The organism is Miltoncostaea oceani (assembly GCF_018141545.1).
Taxonomy (GTDB): Bacteria; Actinomycetota; Thermoleophilia; order Miltoncostaeales; family Miltoncostaeaceae; genus Miltoncostaea; species Miltoncostaea oceani.
On sequence record NZ_CP064356.1, the window covers coordinates 347284 to 365053 of the forward strand.

Annotated in this window: 15 protein-coding genes and 2 pseudogenes; 12 read left to right on the forward strand and 5 right to left on the reverse strand. The window is 76.6% G+C overall.

Features of this window, described 5'->3' with window-relative positions:
• The first annotated feature begins 84 nt into the window (after positions 1–84).
• The 7 genes and pseudogenes from IU369_RS01665 to IU369_RS01690 all read left to right on the forward strand — a co-directional run bounded on the left by IU369_RS01665 (position 85) and on the right by IU369_RS01690 (position 7201).
• Positions 85–936: a DsbA family protein gene (locus IU369_RS01665; RefSeq protein ID WP_217922830.1), complete on the forward strand. Its 852-nt coding sequence runs from the start codon at positions 85–87 to the stop codon at positions 934–936.
• A 63-nt stretch (positions 937–999) separates the two neighbouring features.
• Positions 1000–1962 (forward strand): annotated as a pseudogene (locus tag IU369_RS23925) (winged helix-turn-helix domain-containing protein); the annotation flags it as partial.
• A gap of 1045 nt (positions 1963–3007) precedes the next feature.
• Positions 3008–4048, forward strand: a complete 1041-nt coding sequence (locus tag IU369_RS23780) for an AfsR/SARP family transcriptional regulator (protein ID WP_425516807.1) — start codon at positions 3008–3010, stop codon at positions 4046–4048.
• A gap of 52 nt (positions 4049–4100) precedes the next feature.
• On the forward strand, positions 4101–4928 hold the full coding sequence (locus tag IU369_RS01675; protein WP_217922832.1) for an acetoacetate decarboxylase family protein: 828 nt from the start codon (positions 4101–4103) through the stop codon (positions 4926–4928).
• Positions 4929–5063: 135 nt separating this feature from the next.
• Positions 5064–5573 carry a hypothetical protein gene (locus IU369_RS01680; protein WP_217922833.1) on the forward strand — a complete coding sequence of 170 codons (510 nt, stop codon included), beginning with the start codon at positions 5064–5066 and terminating at the stop codon, positions 5571–5573.
• Positions 5574–5648: 75 nt separating this feature from the next.
• The gene (locus tag IU369_RS01685; protein WP_217922834.1) at positions 5649–6332 is read left to right on the forward strand and encodes a biotin transporter BioY; all 684 of its coding nucleotides are present in this window, start codon (positions 5649–5651) and stop codon (positions 6330–6332) included.
• Complete coding sequence (locus tag IU369_RS01690; RefSeq protein ID WP_217922835.1) at positions 6329–7201, forward strand: DUF5718 family protein; 873 nt, start codon at positions 6329–6331, stop codon at positions 7199–7201. The genes IU369_RS01685 and IU369_RS01690 overlap by 4 nt, the downstream gene beginning before the upstream one ends.
• On the opposite strand, the gene IU369_RS01695 is transcribed toward IU369_RS01690, so the two are convergent.
• Complete coding sequence (locus tag IU369_RS01695; protein ID WP_217922836.1) at positions 7174–7506, reverse strand: MGMT family protein; 333 nt, start codon at positions 7504–7506, stop codon at positions 7174–7176. The genes IU369_RS01690 and IU369_RS01695 overlap by 28 nt on opposite strands.
• A gap of 8 nt (positions 7507–7514) precedes the next feature.
• Positions 7515–8969, reverse strand: coding sequence for an MFS transporter (locus tag IU369_RS01700; protein ID WP_217922837.1), 1455 nt, complete (start codon positions 8967–8969; stop codon positions 7515–7517).
• Between the two features lie 149 nt (positions 8970–9118).
• Between IU369_RS01700 and IU369_RS01705 the strand changes: the two genes are divergently transcribed.
• Positions 9119–10288, forward strand: coding sequence for an AI-2E family transporter (locus IU369_RS01705; RefSeq protein ID WP_217922838.1), 1170 nt, complete (start codon positions 9119–9121; stop codon positions 10286–10288).
• Here IU369_RS01705 and IU369_RS01710 read toward each other — a convergent pair.
• On the reverse strand, positions 10248–11195 hold the full coding sequence (locus tag IU369_RS01710) for a YihY/virulence factor BrkB family protein (RefSeq protein ID WP_217922839.1): 948 nt from the start codon (positions 11193–11195) through the stop codon (positions 10248–10250). The two genes, IU369_RS01705 and IU369_RS01710, sit on opposite strands and share 41 nt — an antisense overlap.
• Complete coding sequence (locus IU369_RS01715; RefSeq protein WP_217922840.1) at positions 11192–12376, reverse strand: zinc-dependent alcohol dehydrogenase; 1185 nt, start codon at positions 12374–12376, stop codon at positions 11192–11194. Before IU369_RS01715 ends, IU369_RS01710 begins: the two co-directional genes overlap by 4 nt.
• A 136-nt stretch (positions 12377–12512) precedes the next feature.
• Between IU369_RS01715 and IU369_RS01720 the strand changes: the two genes are divergently transcribed.
• From IU369_RS01720 to IU369_RS23720, 4 genes are all read left to right on the forward strand, one after another.
• Positions 12513–13544 (forward strand): NAD-dependent epimerase/dehydratase family protein, encoded by a 1032-nt coding sequence (locus IU369_RS01720; RefSeq protein ID WP_217922841.1) that lies wholly within the window; start codon positions 12513–12515, stop codon positions 13542–13544.
• A gap of 184 nt (positions 13545–13728) precedes the next feature.
• Positions 13729–14811 (forward strand): glycosyltransferase, encoded by a 1083-nt coding sequence (locus IU369_RS01725; protein WP_217922842.1) that lies wholly within the window; start codon positions 13729–13731, stop codon positions 14809–14811.
• Positions 14808–15803, forward strand: a complete 996-nt coding sequence (locus IU369_RS01730; RefSeq protein ID WP_217922843.1) for a hypothetical protein — start codon at positions 14808–14810, stop codon at positions 15801–15803. The genes IU369_RS01725 and IU369_RS01730 overlap by 4 nt, the downstream gene beginning before the upstream one ends.
• Positions 15800–17035 (forward strand): glycosyltransferase family protein, encoded by a 1236-nt coding sequence (locus IU369_RS23720; protein WP_343233190.1) that lies wholly within the window; start codon positions 15800–15802, stop codon positions 17033–17035. Before IU369_RS01730 ends, IU369_RS23720 begins: the two co-directional genes overlap by 4 nt.
• 71 nt (positions 17036–17106) lie before the next feature.
• Here the strand turns inward: IU369_RS23720 and IU369_RS01735 are convergent.
• Positions 17107–17754, reverse strand: a pseudogene (locus IU369_RS01735) (glycosyltransferase family 2 protein); the annotation flags it as partial.
• Positions 17755–17770: the final 16 nt, after the last annotated feature.

Below are 17770 nucleotides of genomic sequence, written 5' to 3' on the forward strand. Positions count from 1 at the left end.
GGTGCGGTGTCGGGCGGGTGGGGCACTCGGCGGAGTTCTACTCCCCCGGGGGCGCGTCGTGCCCGGGGTCGCTAGCGTCGCGGGATGACCGCCGTCCGCATCACCGAGTTCACCGACCCCGCCTGCCCCTGGGCCTACAGCGCCGAGCCGTTCCGCCGGCGCCTCGACTGGCTCTACGGCGACGCCCTCGAATGGGACGTCCGGATGGTCGTGCTGAGCGACTCCCCCGAGCACTACCTCGAGATGGGGTTCACGCCCGAGAAGCTCTCCGCCGCGTACCGGCGCATCGCCCACGATCACGGGATGCCGATCGACACGGCCGTCCGCCCGCGCATGTCGGCGTCGCTGCCGGCGTGCCGCGCCGTCGTCGCCGCCCGCCTGAACGCGCCGGAGCGCATGCGGCCGCTGCTGCGCCGCCTGCGGGTGCGCACCATGCGCGGCGAGCTGCTCGACGAGCAGGCGACGATCGACGGGGCCGCGCGCGACGCCGGCATCGACCCCGTGGAGCTCGCGGGCTGGGCGGCGGAGCAGGCCACCGAGGACGCCCTCCGGGAGGACATGGCGGCCGCCCGGCGCCCCCTGCCGGCGGCCCTCGTGCTCGACGAGCGCCTCGCGAACTGGTCGGGCGGGCGCCGCTACACCTGCCCGTCGTACGAGATGACGCGGATCGAGGACGGCGTGCGGATCGCGGTCCCCGGGTTCCAGCCGTTCGCCGCCTACGACGTGATCATGGCCAACCTCGTCCCCGGCGTGCGCCGCGCCGCCCCCGCCGCGAGCGCGGAGGAGGTGCTGGGCTGGACCGGCACGCCGCTCGCCACGAAGGAGGTCGCCGTCGTCCGCGACATCCCGTTCGAGGAGGCGCGCGAGGAGCTCGGCCGCGTCGCGGTCGAGGAGCACGTCGGCTCCGACGGGTTCTGGACGCTGCCCGGCGGCTGAGCGCAACGGCCCGGTAACGCCGGGCGCCTATCGTTACCGGCCACCTCCCGGACCGAGGCGGCGATGCACCGACCCCGAGGGCTGATCCACTCGAAGACGCTCGTCCCCGCGGTCGGCGAGGGGACGATCGCGCGGCCGCGGGTGCTGCGCGCCCTGGCGGAGGCGGCCGAGGGGCGGCGGATCCTGCTGGTGGTGGCGCCCGCCGGATCCGGCAAGACCACGGCGGTCGCCCAGCTCGTGCGGGCCCGCGCCGGCCCCCACGCCTGGTTGTCGCTGTGGGACTCCGACGACGGCCCCGGCCGGTTCACCAGCTACCTCGCCGCCGCCGTCGCCGCGATCGACCCGGAGGCGGCGGCCCGCACCCGCCGCTTCCTCGAGGACGGGCTCGCGCCGGAGGACTGCGCGGCCCTGCTCGGGGAGGAGCTGCCGCCGGGGGCGACGGTGGTGCTCGACGACCTCCACCACGTCGAGGCGCGCGCCCCCGTCCTGCGCGCCCTCCGCGCGTTCCTCGACGCCGTCACCGGGGGGACGCTGGTGGTGCTGGTGTCGCGCCGGCTGCTCCACGTCGACCTCGGCCGGGACCTGCTCGCCGGTCGCGTCGGGGAGGTCTCCGAGGACGAGCTCGCCTTCCGCCCCGACGAGGTCGCGGCCCTGCTCGACGCCCGTGGCCTCGCCGCGCCCCCGGGGGGCGTCGCGTCCTCCGGCGGGTGGGCGGCGGGCATCGTCTTCGACGCCCTGCGCGGCGGCCCGTTCGCCGAGGCCGGCCCCGCGGCGGACGACCCGTTCTTCGCCTACCTCGGGTCCGAGGTCCTCGGCGCGCTGCCCCCGGCGCTCCGGACGCGGGTGCTGAGCAGCGCGCTGCTCGACGTGGTCGACGCACGGCGCCTCGCCGCGCTCCTCGGCGTCCCGTCCGCCGACGCCGAGTACGCGGAGATCTGCCGCCACCACCTCCCCGGGACCCTCTCGGAGGAGGGGCTGCGGTACCACCCCCGCTTCCGCGAGTTCCTGCTCACGGTGCTCGCGCGGGAGCACCCCGGCGACCTGCGGGCGGTGCGCACCCGGTACGCCCGGGCGCTGCTCGCGGACGGCCACGCCGAGGAGGCGGCCGACGCGCTGATCGCCGCGGGCGAGCTCGCCGAGGCGCAAGACGTCGTCGCCGGCGCGGCGGGGGCCGTGATGCGCCGCGGCGACTGGGACAAGGCGCTCGCGTGGTGCGCGGCCCTCGGCGAGGACGCCCTCGCGCGCCGCGACGACCTGCGCGCGGTGCAGGTCCGCGCGCTGCTGATGAGCCGCCGCCAGGACGACCTGGAGGACCTGGTGCGCCGCATGCGGGCCGGCGGGGAGTTCGACCGGCTCCGGGAACGCGCCCCCGACGTCGCCGCCTGGGCGGCGTGGGCGCTCCACGTCTCGGGCGACTGGGCCGGGATGCTCGCGTTGACGCCCCCGGACGAGGCGACCCGGCGCGCTCGCGTGATCCGGTACATCGCGTGGACGGCGATCGGCGACACCCCTCCCCGGCCGTTCGCGGGCGACGAGCTCGACCGCGCGTGGCCGCTCCACGTCGCCCTGCAGTCGGCGCTCTACTACCGGGGCGCGTTCGCGGAGGTCGAGCGCCTCGCGTGGGCGGCCGCGGAGCGCGGGCCGGTCACGGCGACCCTCGCCGAGATCTACCGCATCGCCGTCCTGCGGGCGCGCGGGGACCTCGCCGACGCGCGGGCGGTGCTCGACGCGACCGCCCCCCGCATCCGGGCGTCCCGCTTCATCGAGTTCTGGCAGCAGGCCGACGCCGAGCTCTCGTTCGCCGAGGGCGACCACGACCGCGGGCTCCACCTGATCCGCGCCGCCCGGATGACCTCGCGCCAGCACGGCTACCGCCTGGCGGACCGCGCCGTCCTCGCGGTCGTCGAGGGCCGGATGCTCGTGCGGACGGGCCAGCTCCCCGAGGCGCTCGAGGTGCTCGGCGCGGCGCGGACCTGGTGCGCCGACCGCGGCCTCGCGTGCTTCCGCGAGTGGGCGGACACCTGGTACGCCATCGGCCGCCTCGCGCTCGGCGGCGACCCCGACGGCCCCCATGACATGCTCGTCGCGGCGATCGCGGGGATGGAGCGCGCCGGCCGGCGCCTCGAGCTCCCTGCCGCCCGGGTGGCCCTCGCCGAGTGCCTGTGGCGGCGGGGGGACGAGGCCGGCCACGACGCCGCCGCCGACGCCGCCCACGCGGCCGCGGTGCAGATGGGCACCCTCGGGCCGCTGCTCGTCGCGTTGTCGACGATGCCCGACGTCCTGGCGCGCCGCATCGACGCGTCACCCGCCGACGACCCCCGGTGGCGGTCGCTGGCGTCGGCCGGACGGGGCGACCTCGGGCCGCACCACCCTCCGCGGCGCGCGCGTCGTGGTGCGCACCCTCGGGGTCGCGGCGCTCGAGGCCGACGGCGCGACGCTCGCCGGCCTGTCCCCGAAGGCCGTCGAGCTGGCGGCCGCGGTGGCGCGCGCCGGCCCGGGCGGAGCGGACCGCGCGGCGCTCGCGGGGGAGCTGTTCGAGGGCAGCATCGACGGCGCCAACCACCTGCGCCAACTCGTCCACCGGCTCCGCCGTGCGCTGCCCGACGGCGTGACGCTCGCGTCGTCGCCGGGGCACCTGACGTGGCAGCCGGCGGGCGCCGTGGTCACGGAGGACCGGCTGCTGGAGGCCCTGCTCTCGCGCGGGCGCCGCGAGGTGGGCGCGGCCCGGCGGACGACGCTCGCCGCGGCGATCGCGATGGCCGACCGCGGCCCGTTCCTGCCGGGGGCCGAGGGGGACCTCGCCGTGCGCCGCCGCGCCGAGCTGGACGCGCGCGTCGCCGACGCCCGCCGCGAGCACGCACGCGACCTGCTCGCCGCCGGCCGTCCCGCGCAGGCCGCCGAGGCCGCCCGCGCCGCCGTCGTCGCCGACCCCTACCGTGAGGACGGCTGGCAGATCCTCATGCGCGCGCACGCGGCGGCCGACGGCCCGGCGTCGGCGCTGCCGCCCTACCTGGAGTGCGCGGAGGCGCTCGCCGGCGTCGGGCTGACCCCCTCCACCGAGACGCGGGCGCTGCTGGAGCGGCTGCGCGGCGGCGGCGCGACGGGCGTGTAACGGATCGGGGCCTAGCGTCCCCGGCGGTACCGCACCCCACGAGGAGGCCCCCATGCCCGGGACGCCCGGACGTCTCACGCCCGACCGGTTCGGCTTCTCCATGCCCCCGAGCGATCCGCCGTTCGACAAGCCCCCGTACTACTACCGCGGCATCGAGATGATGGCGTTCGCGTACGAGACCGACGACGACGCCGCCGCGGCGATCGTGCCGGAGGGGCTCACCATCGCCCACTCGCCGGCGATCGCGCAGCTCATCTTCACCAACTTCCACTTCTCCACCCTCGGCGCGTACACCGAGGCGATCCTCGGCGTGAGCTGCCTCTGGGAGGGGGAGCCCGTCACGTACTGCTCCAACCTCCTCGTCACGAACGAGGTCGGCCTGATCGGCGGCCGCGAGCCCTACGGCTTCCCGAAGCTGTTCGGCGAGGTCGAGTGGGTGAAGGAGCACGAGATCATCTCGGCGTACGCGGAGCGCCCGAAGGGCAAGCGCATCTGCACCGGGGTGATGCGGCCCCGCGACATCCTCGCGCCCGAGGACGTCGTGACCCCGCCGCTCGTGACGCTGAAGATCATCCCCAGCCCCGAGGAGGGCGCGCCGCCCGAGGTCTGCGAGCTGGTGCGCACGCCCCTCGAGTTCGAGCTGATCGTCGGCTCCGACGGGCGCGGCGAGGGCTTCGCCGGGCCCGGCAACGTGACCTTCGACTCGCCGTCGGCCATCGACCCGTGGCACCGGATGCCGGTGCGGCGGATGGTCGCGTCGAGCTGGGGTCGCTACAACTTCGTGCTGCCCTACGGCCAGGTCATCAAGCGGTACGACGTGGCCCGCACCGCCGAGCCGGTCGAGCAGGCCGACGAGCCGGTGGTCGCCGCGGGCGCCTGACCGCGAGGGGGCCGGCGGGCGGTGCACCCGCCGGCCCCGGGCGTCGCATGAGAGCCGTCTCACGTCCGGCTCACGTCCCCCTCACGCGCGGCTGCCAGCCTGCCGGTCCGGATCGAGATGACGGGGGGACGCGACATGAGGGCACGCAGGATCGTGGGGGTTCTGGCGACGGCTGCCGTGGGGGCCGGTCTGCTGACCGCCGCCGGGCCGGCGGTGGCCGACGAGCGCGTCTGCCGCGGGTCCATCGGCGCACGGACCGTCGACGGCGACGTGAAGGTGCCGGCCGGCGCGCGCTGCGTGCTGACGGGCACGCGGGTCGAGGGCAACGTCACGGTCGCCCGGGGCGCGCGCCTGCTCGCCCGCGACGTGGTCGTGGACGGGAACATCCAGGGTGAGCGGCACCGCTCGGTGGTCGTGGTCGGCGGGTCCGTCGACGGCGACATCCAGCTCGAGGACGGCCGCGCAGCGACGGTCCGCAACGTGCGCATCGAGGGGGACCTGCAGTCCTTCTCGAACCGCGGGGTCCAGGTCTTCCGGGCGAACCGCATCGACGGGAACCTGCAGTGCACATCCAACCGCCCGGCGCCCCGCGGGGGCGCCAACAGGGTGGAGGGCAACAAGGAGGACCAGTGCCGGCGCCTCTGAGCGCGCCCGCCTGACCGGCAGGCGGGGCGGTGGGCGTCTCCCGCCGGGGGTCGTCACGGGTGGATAGGATCACCCGTGACGACCCGCCGACCCCCGGGAGGACCCATCTCCACCGACCGCTACGCGCCCGTCGAGGGCACGCTCCTCGACAGCGCCATCCCCCGCCCGTCCGCGCGCACCTCCGCGATCGCGCTCGACGTGGCCCTCGTCGCGAGCGGCGTGCTCCTGATGACGATCGCCTCGCAGATCAGCATCCCCTGGTACCCCGTGCCGCTCACGGGGGGCACCTTCGGCGCGCTCCTGATCGGTGGCCTCCTCGGCCTGCGCCGCGCGTTCCTGTCGCTCGCCGTCTACCTCGGCCTCGGCGTCCTCGGGCTCGGCGTGTTCGCCGAGTGGAGCGGCGGCTGGGACTACTTCACCGCGTCGACCGGCGGCTACCTCGTGGGCTACCTCGTCGCGGCGTGCATCGTCGGCTGGTTCGCCGACCGCGGCGCGACCCGCAGCATCACCACGATGATCGGCGTCATGCTCATCGCGAACGCGACGATCTACCTGTTCGGCGCCTCCTGGCTCGCGAACTGGACGCCGCCCGGCGCCGAGGCGGCCCTCGGCTGGGAGGCCGCGTACGAGCTGGGCATCCAGCCGTTCGTGCCCGGCGACATCGTGAAGCTCTTCTTCGCCGCCTGCCTGCTCCCCGGCGGCTGGCAGCTCCTGCGCGTGCTCGACCGCGTGCGCGGCGACGCGCCCCGCGGGGGGTGATCGAGCTCCGGCTCGACGACCTGCGCGAGGCCTTCGGCTTCGGGGTGGCCGGCAACTTCGCCGGCCACCTCGAGCAGGCCGGCGAGGCCGCCGACTTCGCGGGCGTCGCGACCGGCGCCGGCGAGGCGCCGAAGGGCATCTTCCCCTGGTACGTCCCGGGGGCCGACACGTTCCTCGGGGTCTTCCCCCTGTCGCACGACCGGCTCGTCCGGCCCGCGGCGGAGGACGGCCCCGTCAACCTGCAGATCGAACCCGAGGTCGGCCTGCTGTGCGACGTCGTGTACGCACCCGACGGCGGGGTCGAGACGCTGGTGCCGCGGGCGCTCGGCGCGTTCGACGACTGCTCCATCCGCCGGCCCGGCGCGCCGAAGATCAGCCACAAGAAGAACTGGGGCCGCGACTCGAAGGGCGTCGCGCGCCGCATGTTCCCCGTGACCGACCTGTCGCCGGACGGGCCGACGGCCGGCTTCCGGCTCGCGAGCTTCCTGCGCCGCGACGGCGTCGCCCACGACTACGGCATCGACAGCCCGCTGCCCGGCTACTCGTACTACGGGGAGACCCTCCTCGCGTGGATGGCGGAGCGCCTGCGGGCCCAGGCGGGGTCGCCGGACACACCGCTCGAGCCGGTCGGCGAGTACCTCGCCGCCGCCGGGGGACCCGCCACGGTGCTGATCGGGATCGGGGCGACCCGCTACACGGCGCTCGGCGAGTCGACCTACCTGGAGCCGGGCGACGAGGCGATCGTGATCGTCTACGACGCGGCCGCCTCCCTACCCGAGGACGTCCGCGCCTCGGTCGCGGCCGGTGCGGAGGACACGCTCGCCCGCGCGTCCGTCCTGCGTCAGCGCGTGGTGTCCGCCGGGGGCTGAGGCACCCGGCGCCGCGCGGGGTCGGCCCTGCCGTCGGGGCCGAACCGCAGGCCCTCCGCCGCGAGCCGGGCGCGGGCGGCGGCGGGTCCCCGGCCGTCGGCCTCCCGGTAGCCGTCGGCGACCCGGCCGTCGGCGCGCATGACCCGGTGGGCGTCGGGGATCCCCCCGGCGGCGAGGAGGCGCGCCGCCCAGCGCGCCCCGCCGGGCCGCCCCGCCGCCTCGGCCACGTCGCCGTAGCTCGCCCACCACCCCGGCGGGATCGCGGCGCAGACCGCGCGCAGGGCGTCGTCGGCGGTCCCGGGCACCGCGGTCGCTACGTGCGGGCGGGTTCCGCCACGGCCGTCCGCGGCGTCGCCGTCCGGCGGGTCCGCATGAAGACGAGCGTGAGCACGATCGACACGCCGTAGGCCGCCGCCGACAACGCGAGCGCGACGCGCATGCCGTCGATGAACGCGTTCGCGGCGATCAGCGACCCGAGGATCGCCACCCCGAGCGCCCCGCCGGTCTGGCGGGCGGCGTTCAGCAGGCCCGACACCATCCCCGACTGGTCCTGCGGGGCGGCGGCGATCACCGCGACCGACAGCGGCGCGGGCGTCAGGGCGCCGGCGCTGAGCAGGGCGAGCCCCGGCACGAGCGCCCAGTACGGGGTGTCGGCGCCCGCGGCGAGGAGCAGGAGCAGGAGGCCGGTCATCCCCACGCCGAGCCCGATCACCATCGGCCGCGCCGGTCCCCACCGGGCCGTCATCCGTCCCGCCGCCCACGAGATGAAGAACGTGCCCGCGAACGCCGGCAGGAACGCGAGACCCGCCTGCAGGGGCGAGTAGCCGAGGACGTCCTGGAAGTAGAGCGACAGCACGAAGAGCTGCCCGTAGTAGGCGAGGTTGATCAACGCGCCGATGACGGTGCCGGCGGCGAACGCCGATCCGCGGAACAGGTCCATCGGCACGACGGGGTCGTGGTGCCGGGCCTCGACCACCAGCAGCAGCGCCAGGGCGACGACCGCGATCAGGAGCGGCCCCCACACCCACACCGACCCCCACGCGTGCTCGCCCGACTCGATCAGGCCGCCGGTGAGGCCGACGAGGACCACGACGGCAAGGGCCTGGCCGGGGAGGTCGAGGGCGCGGCCGGCGGCGAGCGGGACCGGCGGGATGTGCCGCCGGCCGACCCAGACGCCGGCGACGACGACGGGGAGGTTGATCAGGAACACCGCCCGCCAGTCGACGTACTCGACGAGCACGCCGCCGATGATCGGCCCCAGGGACGCCGCGATGCCGCTCGCCCCCACCCAGATCCCGACGGCCGTGGCGCGCTCGCGCGGGGCGGGGAACGTGTGGGCGATCAGCGACAGGGAGCTCGGCACCATCACCGCCGCCGCCAACCCCTGCAGCGCCCGGCCCGCGATCAGCAGGCCGAGGACGGGGGCGATGGCGCAGAGCAACGACGCGACGCCGAAGCCGATCAGCCCGCCGCAGTAGACACGGAGCGTGCCGAGCCGGTCGCTGAGCGCGCCGCCGCTCAGCAGCAGCGCCGCGAAGGCGATGGTGTAGGCGTTCACCACCCACTGCAGGTCGCTCGTCGACCCGCCGAGGTCCTCGCCGACGCGTGGGAGCGCGACGTTCAGGATCGTCGTGTCGAGCAGGACGAGGAAGAACCCGACGCAGATCGCCGCGAGCGCCAGGCGCGGCCGCGTCACGGGGCCGCCGTTGCCGCCGGGCCCGGTCACCGGCCGGGGGCCGGGGGCGGTGGGCGGGTCGTCGCGGCTCACCACGGCGACGCTACGCCTCCCGCCGCGGACCCGCCCGGCGCCGGGCCGCGCGCGACGGTCCACTCCGTGCGGGCGGACTGGGGACGCGCGGGCGCGGGTATCGGAGGACCCCGCCCCCGGACCGGGGCGGTGAACGGGGGGACGTGAGCATGGGAACGGAACCGGACGCGACGCCGGCGACGCTCACCGAGATGGCCGACCGCGCGCCCTCGCGCGAGATCGTCATCCGGCCGCGGACGCTGCTGAGCGTGATCGCGGTGGCGGTCGGGGCGGGCGTCGTCGTGTGGGTGATGCTGCAGGCCTGGCAGATCCTCTCGTGGATCGTGATCGCGACGGTGCTGGCCGTCGCGCTCATGCCGGTCGTCGACGCCCTGACCCGCCGGGGCGTGCCGGCGAGCGTCGCCGTCACCGTCGTCGCGGCGCTGGTGCTGGCGGTGATGGGCCTCGTCGCGTGGGCCGTCGTGCCACCGCTGGTGAACCAGACGACCGAGGCCGTGCAGGCCGCGCCCGACGCCATCGACGAGATCACGCGGGGGGAGGGGCCCCTCGGGTTCCTCGAGCGCGACTACGACATCGTCGAGCGCACCCGCGAGGCGGCGGCGGGCACGACCGGCGAGAGCCTCCTCGGCATGACCTCGCCGGCGATCGGGATCGTCCGCGGCATCCTCACGCTGATCGCCGCGACGCTGTCCGTCTTCTTCCTGACCCTCTTCATGCTGCTCGAGGGCCGGCGCTGGGTGGACGGCGGACTCGACCTGCTGCCGGCCCGCAGCCGGCCGCGCTGGGAGCGGGTCGCCGCCGGCGTGGCACGCACCATCCGCGGCTACGTGGCCGGCAACCTCGCCATCAGCGTCGTCGCCGGGACGGTGGCCTGGGTCACGCTCGTGTCCCTGGGGATCCCCTATGCCGTCCCGGTCGCCGTCGTCGTGGCGGTCCTCGACCTCGTGCCCCTCGTCGGCGCGACCCTCGGGACGGTCGCCGCCGGCCTCGTGGCCCTGTCGGAGGGCGTCGTGCCAGCCCTCATCGTCGTCGCCGTCTTCATCGTCTACCAGCAGCTCGAGAACCACCTGCTGCAGCCGCTCGTCTACGGCCGGGCCGTCAGCCTCTCGCCCCTGCTGGTGGCGGTGTCGATCCTGATCGCCACCGCGGTCGCCGGCCTCGTCGGGGCGCTGCTCGCGATCCCCGTCGCCGGCTCCCTGCAGATCCTCGTCGATGAGCTCCGCACGCCGGGGGGGACGCGGATGGCGGAGGACCCCGAGGAGCCCGCCGCCGTCCCGGTCAGAGGGTCCGCGGCGGGTCGGGCCGGTCCCGCGGGGTGAGCTGGATCTGCTCGGTCGCGCCGGGCACCCCGTCGCGGATCTCGGCGCTCCGCTCTCGCTCGGCGTTGAACTCGGCGCCGAGCAGAAGCGCCACGTTCGTCAGCCACAACCAGACCAGCAGTACGACGACGCCGCCGAGGGTGCCGTAGGTGCGGTCGTACGACGCGAACCGGCTGACGTAGAAGGCGAAGCCCGCCGACGCGGCCAGCCACACCACCAGCGACAGGACGACCCCGGGGATCATGTCGGCGACGCGACGTGGCCGCACGTTGGGGGTCGCCCAGTAGAGGATCGTGAACATGAGGACGACCACGGCGGCCAGGACCGGCCACTTGGCGACGTCCCAGACCGCAAGCACCTGGGATCCGATCCCGAGCGCGTCGCCGACGGCGTCGACCACCGGACCCGTGAGGGCGATGGCGAGGGTGACGAGGGCGATGAGCAGCACCATCACGAGCGTGATCACGATCTGGACGGGCCGCAGCTTCCAGAACGGGCGTCCCTCCCGCGTCTCGTAGATCGCGTTCGACGCCCGCCCGAACGCGCCGATGTACCCCGACGCCCCCCACAGGGCCCCGGCCAGGCCGAGCACCAGGGCGACGCCGGCGGCCCCGGTGTTCGTCGTGATCGACTCGATGGGGCCCGCGAGGGCGTCCGCCGCCGACGGCGGCGCGATCTCCAGCACCACGTCCGTGATGTCCCGGGGGTCCGCGAACAGGCCGACCACCGACGCCAGGGCGATGAGCGCCGGGAAGAGCGACAGCAACCCGTAGTAGGTGAGCGCCGCGGCCCAGTCCGTCAGGCCGTCCTCCCGGAACTCAGCGACCGTCCGCCGGACGGTCGCCCACAGGGAGCCGTCCGCGCCGACGCCCTGCGGGCGGTGCATGCCCCCCGGCGCCGCGCTCACGGCTGCAGCAGGATCTTCACGGCGCCGTCCTCCTTGGCCTGGAACGTCGCGTAGGCCTCGGGGGCGGCGTCCAGCGGCAGCCGGTGCGTCGCGAAGTCCTGCGTGCCGAGCGGGTCGTCGTCGCCGAGCAGCGGGAGGATCTCCGGCACCCAGTGGCGGACGTTCGCCTGTCCCATCCGCAGCTGGATCTGCTTGTCGAACAGCGTCAGCATCGGCATCGGGTCGGCGGTGCCGCCGTAGACGCCGAGGAGCGAGATCGTCCCGCCGCGGCGCACGATGTCGATCGCCGCGTAGAGGGCGCTCAGCCGGTCGAGGCCGGCCTTCTCCATCAGCTTCTGCGCGACGGCGTCGGGGAGCACCCCGACCATCGCCTGGGCGATCTTTCCGACCGGCGCCCCGTGCGCCTCCATGCCGACCGCGTCGATGACGGCGTCCGGCCCGCGACCGCCGGTGGCCTCGCGGATCACGTCGCCGAGGTCCTCCTCGTGCTCCGTGAGGTCCATCGTCTCGACGCCGCGGGCGGCGGCGCGGGCGAGCCGCTCCGGGACGAGGTCGACGCCGATGACCCTCTCGACGCCCTGGTGCAGCGCGATGCGGCACGCCATGTCGCCGATCGGCCCGAGGCCGAGGACGACGAGCGTCCCGCCGCGCGGCACGTCCGCGTATCGCACGCCCTGCCACGCCGTCGGCAGCACGTCGGAGAGGTAGACGAAGCGGTCGTCCGGCGGGCCGTGCGGCACCTTCACCGGGAGGGTGTCGCCGAACGGCACGCGCAGCAGCTCGGCCTGCCCGCCGGGGACCTGCCCGTAGAGCTTGGTGTAGCCGAACAGCGACGCGCCCATCCCCTGCTCCCGCACCTGCGTGGTCTCGCACTGGGACTGGAGCCCCTGGTCGCACATGAAGCAGGTGCCGCACGAGATGTTGAACGGCACGACCACGCGGTCGCCGGCGACGAGGGTGCGCACCCCGGGCCCGACCTCGCGGACGATGCCCATCGGCTCGTGGCCGAGGATGTCGCCCTCGTCGAGGTAAGCGCCCATCACCTCGTAGAGGTGCAGGTCCGACCCGCAGATGCCGGTCGAGGTGATCTCGACGATCACGTCCGTCGGGTCGATGATCGAGGGATCGGGGACCTCCTCGACGCGGACGTCGCGCTTCCCGTGCCAGGTGACCGCTCGCATGAAGGCTCCTCCTCGTGGACGGCGCGGTGTGCGCCGGACCCGCGACGTACCCTCCGCCGCCCCGGGGAAACGACGGCGGGCGAGCGGCGACCGCCGAGCGGGTTTCCCCGGGCCCGGGTGGGGGAACCGGCGGCCCGTGCGGATCGTCGTCACCGGAGCCACCGGCAACATCGGGACGGCGCTCCTGCGCGTCCTCTCGGTCGCGACCGGCGTGACGGAGGTCGTGGGGGTGTGCCGCCGCCCGCCCGCCACGGCACCCCCTCGGACGCGCTGGGTACGCGCCGACGTCGGAGCCGACGACCTCGGGCCCGCGATGGAGGGCGCCGACGCCGTCGTCCACCTCGCGTGGGCGATCCAGCCCTCCCACGACGAGGCCCGGCTCCGGCGCACGAACGTCACGGGCACGGGGCGGGTGATCGCCGCCGCCGCGGCGGCGGGCGCCCGGGTCCTCATCCATGTCTCGTCGGTCGGCGTCTACTCGCCCGGACCGGTCGACCGGGCGGTCGACGAGGAGTGGCCACGCGACGGAGTGCCCTCCAGTTCCTATTCCCGTCACAAGGCGGAGGTGGAGCGCCTCCTCGACGCCGCCGCCGGGGACGTCCCGGGGATGCGCATCGTCCGCGTCCGGCCCGGCCTCGTGTTCTCCCGGCGGGCGGCGACGGGCGTGCGCCGCCTGTTCGTCGGCCCGCTCGTCCCGCGGGCGCTGCTGGCGCCCTCGCGGATCCCGGTCGTGCCGCGGGTCGACCGGCTGAGGTTCCAGGCGGTCCACTCCGACGACGTCGCCGACGCACTCCACCGGGCGCTCACCCGGGACGTCGCGGGGGCGTTCAACCTCGCGGGCGACCCGGTGCTCGACCCCGACGTCCTCGCGGCGGCGCTCGGCGCGCGCGCGGTCCCCGTCCCGGCGCTGCTGGCGCGGGCCGTGGTCGCCGCGACGTGGCACGCCCGCCTCCAGTCGACGTCGCCCGGCTGGCTCGACCTGGCGCGCGCGGCGCCGGTCATGGACACGACCCGTGCACGCACCCTGCTCGGGTGGGCGCCGCGGGTGCGGAGCACCGACGCCCTGCGGGAACTGCTCGAGGGGATGGCGGACGGGGCCGGCGCGCCCACTCCGCCGCTTTCGCCGATCCGGCACGTTCCCCGGTTCGGCGGCGCCCGCCCGGGGTAAGCGGGGACGCGGTCCTTTCGGCCGCATGCGCGGGACGTCGGTCGACGGACCCCGCGACACCCCTCCGGCCCTGTCCCCGCCGGGGCGGGGCGACGGCCCGGGAGGCCCCGCACCGCCGCCCGGGGGAACGGCGACGACGGCGCGAAGGAGCGGGGATGACGACACATCGCGGGGGACCGGCCCGATGACCGGCCGCCCCCGGGGACTGCGGATCGGCATGATCGCCGGGTCGCGCTTCCCCGTCGCCGAGCCGTTCGCGGGCGGCCTCGAGGCGCACACCTGGCTGCTCGCCACCCGCCTCGAGCGGCTCGGCGACCGCGTCACCGTGTTCGCGCCGCCCGGCAGCGACCCGCGGCTGCGGCTGCTGCCCCTGCCCGCCCCGGTGCGCCTGTCGGACGCCGCCCGCGCCGACGTGTCGGCCGGACCCGCGAGCGTGATGGCCGAGCACCACGCCTACCTCGGCGTGATGCTGCGGCTGCAGGCCGCGACCCCCGAGTTCGACGTCGTCCACAACAACTCCGTCCACCACCTGCCGGTCGCGATGGCGCGGGCGACGCCGGTGCCGATGGTCACGACGCTGCACACCCCGCCGACCCCGTGGCTCGAGTCGGCCCTCGCCCTCTGCCCGCCGCCCGCCGCCTCGGCGTTCGTCGCCGTCTCCCGGCACACCGCCGCGGCCTGGTCGCACCTCGTCCCCGGCATCCGGGTCATCCCGAACGGGATCGACATGGACACGTGGACACCGGGGCCCGGCGGCCGCGACCTCGTGTGGTGCGGGCGGATCGTCCCGGAGAAGGCGCCGCACCTCGCGATCGACGCGGCGCGCGCCGCCGGCATGCGCCTGCGCCTCGCCGGCCCGGTCCACGACCCCGCCTACTGGCTCGCCGAGATCGCCCCGCGCCTCGGGCCGGACGCGCGCTGGGTCGGCCACCTCGCCGGGGCGGCCCTCCGGTCCCTGGTCGGGGCCTCGGCGGCGATGCTGATCACGCCGGAGTGGGACGAGCCCTACGGCCTGGTGGCGCTCGAGTCGCTCGCCTGCGGGACCCCCGTCGCGGCCGTCGGCCGGGGCGGCCTCCGCGAGATCCCCGACGCGGGGTCCGGCGTCCTCGTGGACGGCGGCGACGTCGACGCGCTCGCCCACGCGGCGCGGGCCGCCGCCCGGCTCGACCGCCGCGCGTGCCGCCGCCGCGCGCGGGACATCGGCTGCGCCGGGAGGATGGCGGCGGGGTACCGCCGCGTGTACGCGGAGCTGGCGGAGGCGGCGTGATCGGCTACTACGTCCACCACGACGGCCGCGGCCACCTGGCGCGCGCGAGCGTCGTCGCCGACACCCTCGCGACGCCCGTCACCGGCCTCAGCTCGCTGCCCCGCCCCGACGGGTGGCGCGGCGACTGGGTGCTCCTGCCGCGCGACGACGACGGCGCCCCCCGCGACCCGGAGCGCGGCGGCGCGTGGCACTGGGCGCCCCGTGACCACGCGGGGTTCGGCGCGCGGATGCGGGCCATCGCCGACTGGATCGTCCGCGCCCGCCCCGCCGCGCTCGTCAGCGACGTGTCGGTGGAGGTGCTCGCCCTCGCCGGGCTGCTCGGCGTGCGGACCGCGGGCGTGCTGCTGCACGGCCGCCGCGACGACCCCGCCCACCGCCTCGGGCACGCGACCGCCGACGTGCTCCTCGCGCCGTGGCCCGCCGGGCACCGGCGCCCCTGGCACGACGACCTGCCGACCCCCCTCGTGACGACGGGCGGGTTCGGGCGGTACGACGACCGCGCGCCGACGCCTCCCCCGGGGGACCGCCGGGTGCTGGTCCTGGCGGGGGGCGGCCCGCACGCCATCGCACCCGGCGACGTCGCCGCCGCGGCGCGCGCGACGCCCGGCTGGACCTGGGACGCCGCGGGCCTCGGGACCGCCGGCCCCGCCCCGGTCGGGTGGCGGGGGTGGCGCGACGAGACGTGGGACCTTCTCGGCGCGGCGGACGTCGTCGTCGCCACGGCCGGCAACGGCGTCGTCTCCGAGATCGCCGCGGCCCGCCGTCCCGCCGTCCTCGTGCCGCAGGAGCGCCCGTTCGGCGAGCAGGCCGCCCTCGCGGAGGGCGTCGCCCTCCGGTGTCCCGTGCGCGTCGTCGCCGGCTGGCCCGCGCCGGCGGCGTGGCCCGGCCTGCTGGACGACGTCGCCGCCCGCGACGGCGCGGCATGGGCGGACCACGTGGACGGCGGCGGCGCGGACCGGTTCGCGGGCGCCGTCGCGGAGCTCGCGGCATGAGCACCCGCACCGCGTCCCCGCGCGCACCCGCCGGCGTGATCCGCGTCGCGTCGCTGCCCGCCGAGCACGTCTACGTGCGCCACATCGCCGACCCCGGGGGGAGCGACGGCGTCGTGCGCCTGCCCGAGCCCTTCCGGGGCGGACCCGCGGGGGCGTCCTGGTACCCGTCGCCGATGCTCGACCCGCGGTGGATCGCGCGCAACGCCCACGCGTTCGACGTCATGCACGTCCATTTCGGGTTCGACCACCTGCCCGCGGAGCGGCTGCAGGCGGCGGTCGACGCGGTCCACGCGGCGGGGCGGCCGCTGGTCTTCACGGTCCACGACCTGCGCAACCCGCACCACCTCGACCCGGCGGCCCACGACCGCGCCCTCGACGTGCTGGTCGCCGCCGCCGACGCCCTCATCACGCTGACGCCGGGCGCCGCCGCCGAGATCGCCCGGCGCTGGGGGCGGGAGGCGCGGGTCGCCCCCCACCCCCACGTGGTGCCGGAGGCGCTCGTCGGGCGCCGCCCCCGTCGCGGCGGCCCGTTCACGGTCGGCATCCACCTGAAGAACGTGCGCGCCAACATGGTCGCCCTGCCGGCGGTCGAGGCCGTGCTCGCGGGGGTGGCGGCGGTCGGCGGCGGCGCCCGCCTGCGGATCGACATCCACGAGCGCCCCGACACGCCCGGCGACCCCCTGCACGCGCCGGAGCTGATGGTGCGGTTGCGCGAGCTGGCGCGCGACCCGGCCGTCGACCTCCACGTCCACCCCTTCTTCGACGACGACGCCCTGTGGGCGTACCTCGCGTCGCTCGACGTCAGCGTCCTGCCGTACCGGTTCGGGACGCACTCGGGCTGGCTGGAGGCGTGTCACGACCTCGGCACGGCGGTGGTCGCGCCCGACTGCGGCCACTACGCCGAGCAGCACGACGTCGTCGGGTTCCGGTCGACCACCGACGCGGACGTCCGGCGGACCCTGCCGGGCGCGATCGCGCGGGCGCACGCCCGCGGCGCGCCCGTCCCCGCCGACCCGGCGGAGCGCCACGCCGAACGCGTCGCGCTCGCCGCCCTGCACCGCCGGGTCTACGCCGGGGTCATCGCCGCCGCCGCGTCCGCGCCGGCGCGGCGCGCGGCGTCGATCTCGCCGGGGGTGGGGTCGCGCAGCACCCGCACGTCGTCGCCGTCCCACGCGATCAGCCCGAGCCGGGCGAACCCGTCGAGCCAGCCGCCCATCGGCCACCAGCCGTGACGGTCGCGGAAGACGCGCGCGTTCGCGAGGGTCGCGCGGAACTGCTGGAGCGGCGGGTCCCAGACGTCGTGGTGCTGGTGGAGGACCTCGGCGCCGGCGACGACGCGGAGCGGCACGCCCGCGGCGCGCGCACGGATCGCCAGGTCGGTGTCCTCGCCCGCGTACCCCTGGAACCCCTCGTGGAACCCGCCGAGCTCCAGGAAGCGGTCGCGCCGCATCGCGAAGCAGGTCCCCCACACCAGCTCGTGGCGGTCGCAGGCCGCGACCCCCGCGGCCGGGGGCGCCGGCCGCCCCGGGTGGCGCCGGCCGAGGGCGCGCAGCCCCCCGGCGGTCCAATCGTCGCCGACCGCCCCCGGGGGCAGGTAGAGGATGTCGCCGATGGCGATGGCGTCCTCGTCGGCGAGCGCCGCGTCGAGGGCCGCGACGAGCCCCGGCCCGGGGATCGCGTCCGCGTCGAGGAAGCAGACCGCCGACCCCGTCGCGGCGGCCGCCGCCCGGTTGCGCGCCGCCGAGTAGGGGATGACCTCGTCGTCGCCGGGGAGCTCCTCGACCACCACGCGCACGCGCCGGGCCGCCGCCAGCACGGGCGCCGGGTCCTCCCCGCCGGCCCGCACGACGACAAGCTCCCGCGGCGGCACGGTGGATCGCTCGAGCCCCTCCAGCACACGGCGCAGCAGGGCGTTGCGGTTGCGCACCAGCGTGCAGACGCTCAGGGACATCGGTGCTCCTCGGCGG

Excerpts from the sequence above, each read along its gene's own strand:
- IU369_RS23720 (WP_343233190.1), top strand. The coding sequence starts at position 15,800 with ATGAGCACCCGCACCGCGTCCCCGCGCGCACCCGCCGGCGTGATCCGC.
- IU369_RS01715 (WP_217922840.1), bottom strand. The coding sequence starts at position 12,376 with ATGCGAGCGGTCACCTGGCACGGGAAGCGCGACGTCCGCGTCGAGGAG.
- IU369_RS01680 (WP_217922833.1), top strand. The coding sequence starts at position 5,064 with ATGAGGGCACGCAGGATCGTGGGGGTTCTGGCGACGGCTGCCGTGGGG.
- IU369_RS01665 (WP_217922830.1), top strand. The coding sequence starts at position 85 with ATGACCGCCGTCCGCATCACCGAGTTCACCGACCCCGCCTGCCCCTGG.
- IU369_RS01705 (WP_217922838.1), top strand. The coding sequence starts at position 9,119 with ATGGGAACGGAACCGGACGCGACGCCGGCGACGCTCACCGAGATGGCC.
- IU369_RS23780 (WP_425516807.1), top strand. The coding sequence starts at position 3,008 with ATGACATGCTCGTCGCGGCGATCGCGGGGATGGAGCGCGCCGGCCGGC.
- IU369_RS01675 (WP_217922832.1), top strand. The coding sequence starts at position 4,101 with ATGCCCGGGACGCCCGGACGTCTCACGCCCGACCGGTTCGGCTTCTCC.
- IU369_RS01725 (WP_217922842.1), top strand. The coding sequence starts at position 13,729 with ATGACCGGCCGCCCCCGGGGACTGCGGATCGGCATGATCGCCGGGTCG.